The organism is Legionella anisa (assembly GCF_001467525.1).
Lineage (GTDB): Bacteria > Pseudomonadota > Gammaproteobacteria > Legionellales > Legionellaceae > Legionella > Legionella anisa.
Window position 1 is genome coordinate 1 of the sequence record NZ_LNXS01000026.1, and the last position, 12,426, is coordinate 12,426.

A 12,426-nucleotide genomic window follows, 5' to 3' on the forward strand; every position below is an offset into this window, starting at 1 on the left:
TCTTTCACAGTACATCTTTGATCTAAATAGGGATTTAGGATGCCATTCTTGGTGTTTTATCAAGGACGTGCAACTATTCTTTTTGCTTTTACCGGACAGTAGTGTGCCTACGCAGGGATGACAGCCAACAAATGACATGCTACCTGGTTAAATTTTGTGAGGAACTCTCAGGCATAAATCGCGGCATTTTGGCCAAGAAAGTAGAATTGTAAGCAAACCCTATCCTTTAATACAAACAAGGGGCGCAAGTCTGGCAACTTTTTGGGTTAAACCGGATGCTTGCGCGGCATCCACAACGAAATCGACATTCTTATAGGCCTCGGGGGCTTCTTCTGCTACACCACGATAGGAACTGCTGCGAATGAAAATCCCTTGTTGCGCCAGTTGTTTAATGATTTCACTACCACGCCATTTTTTGGTTGCTTGATGTCGACTCATCGCACGTCCTGCGCCGTGACAAGCAGAACCAAATGATTTATTTTCAGCACTCGCGGTACCTACCAGAATATAAGACGCAGTTCCCATACTGCCGCCAATGATCACAGGTTGACCTACTTGTCTGAAGTCTTTTGTTAATTGAGGATGACCTGGTCCAAAAGCTCGTGTTGCCCCTTTACGATGAACAAATAAACGCATGGTCTTACCATCTACCTGATGCGTTTCTTCTTTACAGGTATTATGGGATACATCATAAATAAGTTTTATTTGGGTTCCTGGCATTTCATTCTGAAAAACTTCACGCATAAAATGGGTAATAATTTCACGATTTGCCAGGGCACAATTTATCCCTGAGCGCATAGCACCTAAATAGCTTTCGCCCATTGGTGAACGAATAGGCGCGCACGCTAATTCGCGATCAACCAGTTGGATACTATGCTCCTGAGCATAAATTAACATGGAGCGCAAAAAATCAGTTCCTATTTGATGGCCTAGACCACGCGAACCACAATGGATACTTACAACGACATCGCCTTTTGCTAAACCAAATGCGGCAGCGGTTTTTTCACAATAAATCTGGCGTACTTCTTGAATCTCTAAATAATGATTACCTGAGCCTAAAGTACCCATTTCATTTTTTTGTCGTTTTTTTGCATGTTCTGAAACATGCTCGGGTAACGCGCCTTCTACACGACCATTATCTTCAATTCGCTCTAAATCGTCCCGCTCACCATATCCTTGTTTTACAGCCCAAACAGCGCCTCCGCGCAGCATATCATCCATTTGCTTCATAGTGAGGTTAATACGACTTTTGCTGCCAACACCTGCTGGAATGTGTGCAAACAGAGCATCTGCAAGTTGTTCCTTATAAGGTTCAAATTCTTCACGTTTAAGCCCTGTGGATAAAAGTCTTACCCCACATGAAATATCAAAACCAACGCCACCAGCTGAGACAACTCCTTCATTATCAGGATCGAATGCCGCAACACCTCCAATAGGAAACCCATATCCCCAATGCGCATCAGGCATGGCAAACGAGCCGTGCACTATACCGGGCAAAGTGGCCACATTAGTGACTTGCTCATAGACTTTCATATCCATATTGAGTATTAATTCCTCTGAAGCAAAGATAATCCCGGGTACACGCATTTTCCCGTGTTTGGGGATTTGCCATTCAAAGTCACTCATTTTTTCTAATCGATTTAAGTCCATTGGTTTTCTGCCTTCACTCCAGTTATTAAGGTCTGTTTCCATGAGTAGAAATGAAAACAGATCCTATACATCGACCACGCATTGTGCTATCCAAATACCATTGCTTTGATAAACTTTTAATTCGGTGAACGTAGCACCTTTAACCTCAACTGCAGGTTGATGCCGTTTGATATTCACGTGCTCTCCTGCAATTATAGCAGTTAACTTCTGCTCCTTTATGGAGACTTCAAACGTGCTAAAAAGCATATTATAGATTGCCATGTTATAAATAATGGCATTTAACCAATCGACAAATAAAATCTCCTGATTTGGTGCCTCACACGTTATATGAAGCGTCTTATTGGGTTGGATTGATTGCGAATTGGTAATCACATTGGTGAGAGCCAAAGCCCCCATTGCAAAAGCCTCAGCTAAAGTCGGTCCGTATCCCCTCACCCCGATATCTGATTCATGAGAGAAATGCTCCCATTTTTTTTCTGCAGTCATTACCGTCCTATTTTTCACATGAAATTTCAGTTAACGACATCTACCGCTTAGCATATACAGCAATAGAAAGAATAACCATCCCCATACCTATGCTTTGCCCTAACGTTAAACGCTCGCCAAGCAACGCCCAGGCAATGAGCACCGTCGCTAATGGCATCACGGCAGTGGATAATGAAGCCATTACACCGTCCACTTTCTGACATCCAAAATTCCAAAAAACATAAAAAAGACCCGAGCTCAAACCTAAAACGATCAAAATAAGCCAATCTAAAAACGAAGTAGTTAAACCGCTCCAGGTACTAAAGCTCAGACTAAGTACTAATAAAATAGCATTAATTGCATTGAGCAAAGAAGAAATGAGAAATACTGGAAGCGAATTTTTATGCATTTTACTTAAAATATAATACGTTGCTTCGGGTAAAAGAGAGATTAAAACAAGCACATCCCCCCAAAATGAATGACTTACTTGAGAGCCTCCGAGCCTATCGTATGCGATAACAATTAATCCCAGTGTGGCAAAACCCACACAAATGGCTTTTTTACCTGAAATTTTTTCACCAAGAATAATCCAGGACATCATCGCGATGATTGCAGGTAAAACACTGGTAATAATGCCTGCCACATTGGCATCCGTGTAGTTTAATCCCCATAACATAAGGAAATTAAACAATACCCCTGCAGAGATTGCCTGAGCACCAATAAAAACCCAATCTTTTTGCTTTAGTTGCGAAAAATAGTAACTAACCGGTTTGCTTTTGGCAGGTGTGAGCCAATGCAAGGGAAATAAAATGAGTGCAGCCAAAGTAAACCGGAGCGTTAATAGAAACAGGACGGGAATTGAGGAAAGCAAATACTTGGAAAAAACAATATTCACGCCTACCATAATTTGAGCCAGGATAAGAAAAAGCATGCCTTGCAGAAAATAAGCGTTGGATTTTTTCATTATAAATCACTTCTCTAAATCGAAAAACGAATCCGTAGTTTATCAATTTTAAAATCAGTATGAGTTATCTGGTTCACGCATTTTATTTGCTGATAACGCTTTTGTTCTCCATTGAGAAGGCGACTCACCAAATACTTTACTGAATCGTCGACTAAATGCAGGCAAGTTTTCATAACCCACTGTAAAAGCTATGGCTTCAATAGAAAGATTTTTTAAAGACAGCAGTTGCTTTGCCTGGTGTAATTTTTTAAATCGCCAATACTCAGCCATGCTACACCCCAAAGCGAGTTTGAACCGACGTTGTAATTGACTTACGCTCAAATGACAGTGTTGTGCGACTTTACTTACATCTACAGTATCCGCAAAATACAAATCAATCCAGTTTTTTGCCTTAATCGCTATTGCATCCAACTCCGGTGAAAAAGATTTTGTGGCAAAATGAATAAGCAATTGATTAATTAAAGAATCAGTAAAGAAATCTCCTTCTTTAGCTGCCAAATAATGATGTGTAAAATGTAACAGTTTTTTAACGCTCGCAGTTAAATGAAACGCATGCGATCTGCGATCTTCAAATAGATGATTTCGGACAGTCACATCAATCACTAAAAAAAGATTGTTTTGACTTCCTGCAAAACAATGCCGTTCATTAGGCGCAATAAATACACCTACATGTTTATCAACAACACCCGAATAAAGACCTGACTCTAATTCCATGGAGCCTGCGAGAGGTAAAACCAATTGCGCAAAATCATGGGTATGGCTGCAACTTTCGCTATGATAAGAACGAAGATCGATACGATTGGGAATCAATTTAACTACTCGCTCGGAAAAACAATAAAATGATCTTATTATACCACATGGAGTGAAGCATATTTCAGTTGGTTTCTCTCCTCTGTAATTTTGAAAAAGTCTTTACATTTGATCAAAATTGATACATAATGCGTAATTATTTTGCCCTTCTGCAAGCAATTTATCCTTTTAATTCTATTTTTGGAGTCTACTGTGCAAAAAAAAATTGATGTAACCAATCAACCTGTATTTTCTTTAGATGCTTTATTTGAAGAGGAACTAACCGCAGATATTCCCCAAGTCAGCTCCACAGCTGCCTCAGCCATGAAAATATTAATGTTACGCAATCAACAAGGCTATATCAATGAAATCAATCGATTGGCGAACATTTGCGCTCAGTTACTGAAACAAGGGACTCCCGTTGACTCAGTAGTACAAGCGATCAAATCCGGTATGGCCGCTTCATATCAGCAGGCACTGGATAAAGTAACCAGCGAAATCGGACTAGGACAGTTTCAATTGAATCGTACTAATCCTCAAACAGTTGCTGGACAGAATTTAGAAAAACACGTTAAATCCATGAGACGCTATAAAGAAACGCCTCTTATCGACATGATGGACGCCGTTATTACAGATACTTTGGTGCAAGCAAGTGCAAAATTTCATGCTGATCTCGGGGATATTGACTTTTTAAACTTTAAATCTCGTCTCGTTGCGTTATAAAACGTGTAATTGCCTATCGAGTAGGTTGGGTCGTTGACCCAACAAATTTAACTCCCGGTCACAATCTCATTCACACGTCCAATTCATCGATGCCACTGACTTAATATGATGAACGTGTTTCAATTGTTGGGTCAAAATGACCCAACCTACTTACTACAATTTTATTGTTAAAACATCTGTAGGATGAGAAAACAATTGATTCTCTGCAATAACGTCAGCCCCAGCATTTTCATAAAATCGATTTAATGAAGGTTTTAAGGTATCTAACATGATAAATTCTGCTTTTTGTGATTTCGCAATCTCCTTAGCCTGCTCAATGATTTGTTTGCCAAAACCCAATCCACGATAAGGTTTGTCCACATACACATACATTAATTCACTCACAGTAGGTGCCTTAAACTTTTTTTCATTAAATTCGGGAGCCATTTCTTTTGGAAATAAAGCAAACAATCCGACAGGTTGATCATTCAATAGACCTATATATACATGCTCCTTCATGTCATTGAGAACGCCCTTACGAAATTCCACTCCTTTATTACGAATATATCCCCATTCTCCTTCTGCCCAAGTTGCAGCCAGCGATAAATACTCCATGCGTTCTGATAGTGGTTTAAAATTCAATTTATGTTTAAATAACGCAGCACTAAAAAGTAACATTTTACATCCTCATAACGAGTAAGCCCAATACTTGACTTCGAATCGAACCTGTAATCGACTGGTGTAAAGAGTACCATTAGACCTCTCTAGAATCTATAATCTTATTCAATGATGGATAAGCAAAAATTGGAGACCGTTTCTAATGTCCTTGTGGAAAAAATTTAAAGCGTTTTACAATGCTTCACCAGAAAATAGAATAGGGTTTTATAACTTTCTCGCCTTTCTTGTTATCCCTATTTTAGGCATGACCATTTTGTACGTTTTAGTTCGTATTTTCTGGATAAGTGCATGAATGATTTAGCACTGAGAAAACGCCTCATAGTTTTAGCTATGAGGCTATTTAGATCTATTTGGCTTGTTCAACTTTTATTGATCGCACGCCTGCTTTGGACGCTATTTTTTTAGGTAAATCAACCCAAAGCATTCCTTTTTTAAACGTTGCTTTTGCTTTAGATAGGTCAACGGTTGCAGGTAAAGAAATGGAGCGTTCATATTTTCCATAACTAATTTCTCGGGAAATAAATTTCTTACCTTCATTTTTTCTCGCACTGGACTTTTCACCGCTGATGGTGAGTACATTGTCCGCGATAGACACTTTAACGTCTTTTTCATCCATGCCAGGCATTTCTAACTGAACACAAAAATGCTCTTTGTCCTCAACAACATCCATTGAAGGAGAAAGATCCAACTTTTCAAATTGTCCCAAATTGAATTTAGATGTAGGTAAAAACTCATTAAAGTCTCTAAATAATCTATCTACTTCATTTTGCAGACTTAAAAAAGGATTTTGCGTATGATTAATTTGAATGGAAGATCCTTTAGAAGGAGATCCTTTCTTGAATTGAGTTACTTTGCTCATGATTCACCTCCATAACTCTATGGGTATCTATAAATTTTGGTACATACAAAGCAACTTTGTCAAATGAACGCATCGCTTGAAAAAAGAGAAAATAGTAAGAAATGACATGTCTCACCTGAACACATCCTCTCGGACAAGCGGGTTTCGATAGTGCAACATCTGGAACATATTAAAAGTTACAAAGTTGGATTTGGTGTTCTTTTTTTGCGTTGTTGATGAAATATATAGTACAAACCAGGTAAAACCAGTAACGTTAAAAAAGTAGAAGAAATTATTCCACCAATGACTACCGTTGCTAAAGGTCTTTGTACCTCAGAACCAGTGCCCGTTGCCAACGCCATAGGCACAAACCCCAAAGAAGCAACCAGTGCGGTCATCAGCACGGGTCTTAGCCGTGCCAAGGATCCTTGTAATACCGCATCTTTTAAATAGAATTTTTTCTGCTCGTATAACTTATTGATAAAAGTAATCATCACCAGACCATTTAAAACCGCCGCCCCGGATAAAGCAATAAACCCCACCCCTGCAGAAATGGACAAAGGAATACCTCGAAGGTACAAAGCAAATACACCGCCAGTGAGCGCAAGAGGAATACCTGAAAAAACCAAAAGTGCGTCACGGATATTACCCAGACTCATAAAGAGTAATAAAAAAATGCCTAATAAGGTAACGGGCACCACAATTTGTAAGCGTTGAGATGCTGATTGCAATTGTTCAAACTGACCTCCCCAAGTAATCCAATAGCCACTGGGTAATTTAACATTTTGTTCAATGCGTTCTTTGGCTTCATTAACAAACGAACTTAAGTCTCGACTCCTGACATTTGCAGATACCACCACACGACGCTTTCCACTTTCACGACTAATTTGATTCGGACTTTCGCTGCGTATTGTTTTAGCTACTTCACTCAATGGAATGAAATGGAGCTCTCCATCCTTTGCCGGCGGTAAGGGAACAAAAATTTTTCTTAACACATCAGGACTTAAACGCAAAGACTCCGGCAAACGCACAATTAAATCAAATCGTTTATCTCCTTCAAAAAGCTCTCCCCCTTTCTTGCCTCCTGTTGCAATAACAATGGCGTCTTGAACTGTACCCGCTTGCAAACCATAACGAGCGAGAGTATCTCGATTTATTTCAATAGTGAGTAGAGGCAGGCCGCTCACCTGCTCTACCTTCACATCTGCTGCTCCTGGGACTTCTTTGAGTTGCGTACTAATTGATTCAGCAATCTCTCTCAAGGTATTCATATCATCGCCAAATACCTTCACAGCTACATCACTGCGTACACCTGAAATTAATTCATTAAAACGCATTTGGATTGGCTGGGTAAATTCATAATTATTTCCTGGGATCTGTGTTACAGCCTGTTCGATTTCCTGCATGAGCTCTGGTTTAGTTTTTTTAGGATTAGGCCATTCTTTGCGTGGTCTTAGCATAATAAACGTATCAGCCACATTCGGCGGCATAGGATCGGTAGCCACTTCAGCCGTACCTAACTTGGAAAAAACAACGCTCACTTCAGGAAATTGCCTGATTCTTTGTTCAACCAAATCTTGCATGGCAATTGCCTGAGTTAAACTGGTACCCGGAATACGCATTGCATGCATGGCAATATCGCCCTCATCCAGACTTGGAATAAACTCCCCACCTAATCGAAAAGCAATCAGAAGACTGATGAGCACCAATAGTACCGCTGCGCAAATCACCCCATATCGCGCATGAAAACTATGTCGCAAAACTCGCGCATATCCTAATGAAATACCATGCACTAACCAATTTTCTTTCTCTTGAATCCGACCTTTTAGAAAAATGGCCACTGCAGACGGTACAAAAGTCAGAGCGAATAACATCGAGGCCATCAGGGCAATAATCACCGTTTCAGCCATAGGTAAAAACATTTTTCCTTCCACACCGGTTAAGGTTAAAATCGGAAGATAAACAACAGTAATAATGAATACGCCAAAAATACTAGGTCTGATAACTTCAGTCGTCGCATAAGCAATAACTTTTAAACGTTCTTCATGGGTTAAAATTCGCTGTAACTCGAGCTGTTGCTTACCCAAATGTTTCATGCAATTTTCAACAATAATTACTGCACCATCAACAATCAAACCAAAATCAAGCGCTCCTAAACTCATCAGATTGGCGCTGATTTGATTACTGACCATTCCCGTAATCGTCAGCAGCATCGATAAAGGAATTACCATAGCAGTAATCAGCGCTGCACGAATGTTTCCCAGAAATAAAAATAAAATAACGCAAACGAGTAAAGCCCCTTCAAGTAAATTATTCTTGACCGTATTAATCGTGGCATTAACAAGCGCAGTTCGGTTATAAACAGTAACGGCCTCAACCCCATCAGGAAGAGATTTATTAATTTCCTTCATTTTAGCAGTGACACGTTTAGATACAGTGCGACTGTTTTCCCCCATCAGCATAAACACAGTGCCTAAAACTACTTCTTTACTGTTTTCAGTTGCCGCTCCTGTGCGTAACTCTTTACCCAAAGCAACATCCGCTACATCACGGATTCGTACCGGAGTACCTTCAAAACTGGCAATGACAATATTTTCAATATCGGCTATGTTTTGTACTTGCCCTGGAACGCGGATGAGGTTCTGTTCGCCATTGCGTTCAATATATCCTGCTCCCACATTCGCATTATTGCGCTGCAAAGCCTCCACCAAACTATTTAAACTCAAGCCATAGCGAACCAATTTGCTCGGCTCGGGTGTAATATGAAATTGTTTTTCATAACCCCCAATCGTATTAACCTCTGCTACCCCCTCCACATTACGTAATTGCGGTTTAATGATCCAATCTTGAAGGGTACGAAGTTCTGTTGGATTATAACGTTGTGATTTAGGGACATTAGGCTTATTCTTCACAACGTACATGAATATCTCACCAAGACCGGTAGAAATAGGTCCTAATGTTGTTTCTGCTTCTGCAGGAAGTTTATCCTTGACCTCTTGTAAGCGTTCGTTAATCAACTGACGTGCAAAATAAATATTTGTCCCGTCTTTAAACACTACAGTAACCTGGGATAACCCATAACGTGATAAAGAACGCGTGTAATCTAAATTAGGCAAACCACTCATCGCCAATTCAACCGGAAAAGTGATGCGCTGTTCCACTTCAAAAGGTGAGTAACCTGAAGCTTCGGTATTAATTTGCACCTGGACATTCGTGATGTCCGGCACAGCATCAATTGGGAGTCGCTGAAAATTATATACACCAAGTGCTGCAATAATCAGTGTGAATAAAAGGACAAACCAACGATGTTTTAAAGAAAAGCGTATCATTTTTTCAAGCATCTTTATCCTTAATCCTCATGACCTGCACCTTCCTTACCTAATTCTGCTTTGATATAGAAACTGTTTTCACTGACATAACGTTGCCCTGCTTCAAGCCCCGAAATCACCTCTGCCCATTGTTCGTCCTTTTCTCCTAACAGTACGGGTGTTGCCTCAAAATAATCCCCTTGTTGGACAAAAACCACATCTTTTTCATTCATTTTCTGAATGGCAGAGAGAGAAACAGCGACAGGAACTGTTTTTTTGTTGATGATGATCGCTCCATTGATGTACATACCAGGCAACCAGGAGCGCTCTTCATTAGGAAGAATGGCACGTGCTAAATTAGTCTGACTGTCTTCGATACCTAAAGGGGAGATATAAGAAATGGTACTCAAGGATTTAGGTTTTCCTTCATCCCCCGTTACAATGACCTCCATTCCTTGCTTTACAAGAGGAGCATCTTTGCGATACAAGGTAAAATCTGCCCATACATTCGCTAAATTCGCTACTTCGTAAATCGGTTTGGTATTTTGCGTCAACTCACCATTTGTAGCATTCTTTTGCACAATAGTACCGGTAATTGGTGCTGTAATCGTGTAGTTTTGTAAACTTTCATTACTTTCTACCGTGGCTAATGTTTCTCCTTTCGTGATCTCATCCCCCAGATTTTTAGCCATGGATTTGATGATGCCAGGATAACGCGCGTAAATAGGTGCTAACGTATCGCGGTTAGGAGTAATTTTTCCTACTACATTTAATTGAGTCTTGATCTCATGACTTTGTGCTATTGCAGTGTGTATCTTTGCAGCATTAAGGACCGTTGTGCTAATCTGAACTCGCCCTTCGTACGAGGCATAATGCCAATTCAGCTGCTTTCCTAAGAACTCTAATTGAACGGTGACATCAAAAGAATGAGGTTCTTTAATCACTTCGTTGCTTTGTAAAAAATGATTGGCGGGACTAAAAGTGACCGTCTCTTTTTTACCATTGAATCGTGTTAATACAAGGGATAAACGCGCTTTATCTGGGGAAATCTCTTCCCCTTTCTTATAAAGATAAGCGCGGAAATGAGGCGGCATAGCCCGTTCAAATATTAAAAGCTCGAGTGCCAGATCACCTTCCTTAAATAAACGTCCTTTATGCGGTCCTATTTCCCAAGCCTCTTGGTGAGCATCATCCGGCGTGTGCTTTACCCAGAAAATCAAACTTAGCCCCAGCAGAAGAATAAACAATAATAGGAAAGAAACCCATGATTTTGGAAATTTCATTTACTCTCCTTAGTAGGATGAAGTCCTAAGAGTCCCGTAAGCTGAATTAATGCTTTATGATTATCCGCATGGGCTTGTTGATAGTGCCGTTCTTCTTCATATAATGTATTTAAAGCAAGAGATAATTCAATATAGGTGTATCGGCCCATTTGGTATCCATCTTCAGCAAGTTTTATTGATTTACGGGCTAAAGGTAAAAGTGACTCAGTAACTAAATTCGCTTCGTAATGACTTTGCTGTGCTTGTAAAAAAACATTATAAACATTTTGCCGTACATCAAGTCGTGCTCCTTGATATGCATGCGCTGCTTGCGTAAATTGTGCCTCTGCAGTCAGTATCTTTCCCTGATTTCGATCAAAAACAGGCACTTGTGCAAAAGCAGAAATTACTGCTGCATTGCTTCCATCATCGGAGAAATGACGCCCTCCCAGTTGAATATTTAAATCGGGCCAAACTGATTTTTTAACCGCAGTAATCGTTGCCCGCTTTGCTCGAAGTTGCAGTTGCATTTGTATTAATAGCGGGCTTTGAGGCAATTTTTTCAAGAGAAATGACCAATCTAATACGACATCGGGTAGCCCTTTATCCACCAAAGGCCTGTCGATTCTCAATCCAGCTCCTAATAAACGAGCAAGTTTTGCTCGTTGAGAAAGCGCATCACGCATCGCTTTTTGTTCTTGAATACGCGCCTCGCCTAAACGTCCCTGAGCTAAGCGTAAATCCAATTCCGTACCCACACCAGCTTTTACCCTACGCTCGATCGCAGCCACAATATTTTCATTTAGGCGGATTAATTTTTTAGTCACTTGGTGCCATTGCCCCACGTACAAAGCATCAACATAGGCCATACCAACCGATACATAAAGTGCTGCTTTTTGAACTTTAATCTGAGCCAAAGCGGCCAGATAATCTGCATAAGTTGCTTTTTTCAGATAAGCAAGACGATGCCCTAAAGGAATAGGCTGAGTTACAGATGCCGTGGTTTCTGCAGCTTCATAACTCGAATAGCTGCCTGAACCGCCAAAATTTTCAGCAGTTAACGTCAATTGGGGATTGGGGTAAAGTCCGCTTTGGATAAAATAACCGCGCATTGCTTGCGCTTTATCCATTTCCGCTTGCAAATCGGGATTATTACGATAGGCAATTTCTAATGCCTCTTTAAAAGTAAAGGGAGCAGTCGCCAGCGCCCCATCACTCATGAAGCTCATCAATAACACAATGATGAAACTAATATAACGCTTTCCTTACCTTTAACTGTTCCATGATACTTTTCAAAGTGTAACCTGATTCACTTTTGTTTTATACCATCTCTGGCATAAACATAAATCCTACACCATCCACATCCTCATGTACCTTTACCACCAATACTGTAATTCTAGTCTCTACTAAGGTTAACCAGTATAAACTAAAGAAACCATATGAATTAATATCAATCTGTCCTAGAAATATGACAAGTAAAGTATGGTTTATCCCAACATGCTTCGTTTGTTCATAGCATGTAATTGTTGGGTAAGGAAAAATGAAAAAAATAAGGAACGATGATTCGCAAAATCAATATGTTTCAAAATTGGTCCATGAATTAAATCAACCAATAACAGCAATTAAAGCCTATATAGGAGGTTGTGTACTTAGAATACAAAAAAACAAACTAAGCATAGAACAAATACGTGTCCTTTCGGCAAGGCTGCGTAAAAAATATTTTTAAATTTTATCATTTAGGGGTTGACAGTGTTTTAGGCCATTTTTTCA

10 protein-coding genes are annotated in these 12,426 nt (G+C 39.9%); 1 reads left to right on the forward strand and 9 read right to left on the reverse strand.

The genetic code is table 11. From position 1 onward, the window contains the following. Positions 1 to 219: 219 nt before the first annotated feature. The 4 genes from Lani_RS08955 to Lani_RS08970 form a co-directional block, all read right to left on the reverse strand. Entirely contained in the window at positions 220 to 1,650 is a 1,431-nt protein-coding gene (locus tag Lani_RS08955; protein ID WP_040523600.1) for an RtcB family protein, read from the reverse strand. Positions 1,651 to 1,713: 63 nt separating this feature from the next. Next, positions 1,714 to 2,136, reverse strand: a complete 423-nt coding sequence (locus tag Lani_RS08960; protein WP_019235696.1) for an archease — start codon at positions 2,134 to 2,136, stop codon at positions 1,714 to 1,716. A 40-nt stretch (positions 2,137 to 2,176) separates the two neighbouring features. Beyond that, complete coding sequence (locus tag Lani_RS08965) at positions 2,177 to 3,079, reverse strand: DMT family transporter (protein ID WP_019235697.1); 903 nt, start codon at positions 3,077 to 3,079, stop codon at positions 2,177 to 2,179. A 54-nt stretch (positions 3,080 to 3,133) separates the two neighbouring features. Then, positions 3,134 to 3,889, reverse strand: a complete 756-nt coding sequence (locus Lani_RS08970) for an AraC family transcriptional regulator (protein WP_019235698.1) — start codon at positions 3,887 to 3,889, stop codon at positions 3,134 to 3,136. A gap of 192 nt (positions 3,890 to 4,081) precedes the next feature. On the opposite strand from Lani_RS08970, the gene Lani_RS08975 reads away from it, so the two are divergent. Then, positions 4,082 to 4,591 (forward strand): hypothetical protein, encoded by a 510-nt coding sequence (locus Lani_RS08975; protein WP_019235699.1) that lies wholly within the window; start codon positions 4,082 to 4,084, stop codon positions 4,589 to 4,591. 153 nt (positions 4,592 to 4,744) lie between these two features. Here Lani_RS08975 and Lani_RS08980 read toward each other — a convergent pair whose 3' ends face one another. The 5 genes from Lani_RS08980 to Lani_RS09000 all read right to left on the reverse strand — a co-directional run bounded on the left by Lani_RS08980 (position 4,745) and on the right by Lani_RS09000 (position 11,885). Beyond that, the gene (locus tag Lani_RS08980) at positions 4,745 to 5,248 is read right to left on the reverse strand and encodes a GNAT family N-acetyltransferase (protein WP_019235700.1); all 504 of its coding nucleotides are present in this window, start codon (positions 5,246 to 5,248) and stop codon (positions 4,745 to 4,747) included. A gap of 346 nt (positions 5,249 to 5,594) precedes the next feature. Then, positions 5,595 to 6,107, reverse strand: coding sequence for an Hsp20/alpha crystallin family protein (locus Lani_RS08985; RefSeq protein WP_019235701.1), 513 nt, complete (start codon positions 6,105 to 6,107; stop codon positions 5,595 to 5,597). Between the two features lie 176 nt (positions 6,108 to 6,283). Continuing rightward, positions 6,284 to 9,427: a CusA/CzcA family heavy metal efflux RND transporter gene (locus Lani_RS08990; RefSeq protein ID WP_019235702.1), complete on the reverse strand. Its 3,144-nt coding sequence runs from the start codon at positions 9,425 to 9,427 to the stop codon at positions 6,284 to 6,286. Positions 9,428 to 9,435: 8 nt separating this feature from the next. Next, positions 9,436 to 10,677 carry an efflux RND transporter periplasmic adaptor subunit gene (locus Lani_RS08995; RefSeq protein WP_019235703.1) on the reverse strand — a complete coding sequence of 414 codons (1,242 nt, stop codon included), beginning with the start codon at positions 10,675 to 10,677 and terminating at the stop codon, positions 9,436 to 9,438. Next, positions 10,674 to 11,885 carry a TolC family protein gene (locus Lani_RS09000; RefSeq protein WP_019235704.1) on the reverse strand — a complete coding sequence of 404 codons (1,212 nt, stop codon included), beginning with the start codon at positions 11,883 to 11,885 and terminating at the stop codon, positions 10,674 to 10,676. The genes Lani_RS08995 and Lani_RS09000 overlap by 4 nt, the downstream gene beginning before the upstream one ends. Positions 11,886 to 12,426 lie beyond the last annotated feature (541 nt).

What these genes read in the sequence shown, in the direction of transcription:
- Lani_RS08955 (WP_040523600.1), bottom strand. Translation starts at nt 1,650, where the DNA reads ATGGACTTAAATCGATTAGAAAAAATGAGTGACTTTGAATGGCAAATC.
- Lani_RS08960 (WP_019235696.1), bottom strand. Translation starts at nt 2,136, where the DNA reads ATGACTGCAGAAAAAAAATGGGAGCATTTCTCTCATGAATCAGATATC.
- Lani_RS08965 (WP_019235697.1), bottom strand. Translation starts at nt 3,079, where the DNA reads ATGAAAAAATCCAACGCTTATTTTCTGCAAGGCATGCTTTTTCTTATC.
- Lani_RS08980 (WP_019235700.1), bottom strand. Translation starts at nt 5,248, where the DNA reads ATGTTACTTTTTAGTGCTGCGTTATTTAAACATAAATTGAATTTTAAA.
- Lani_RS08985 (WP_019235701.1), bottom strand. Translation starts at nt 6,107, where the DNA reads ATGAGCAAAGTAACTCAATTCAAGAAAGGATCTCCTTCTAAAGGATCT.
- Lani_RS08990 (WP_019235702.1), bottom strand. Translation starts at nt 9,427, where the DNA reads ATGCTTGAAAAAATGATACGCTTTTCTTTAAAACATCGTTGGTTTGTC.
- Lani_RS08995 (WP_019235703.1), bottom strand. Translation starts at nt 10,677, where the DNA reads ATGAAATTTCCAAAATCATGGGTTTCTTTCCTATTATTGTTTATTCTT.
- Lani_RS09000 (WP_019235704.1), bottom strand. Translation starts at nt 11,885, where the DNA reads ATGAGCTTCATGAGTGATGGGGCGCTGGCGACTGCTCCCTTTACTTTT.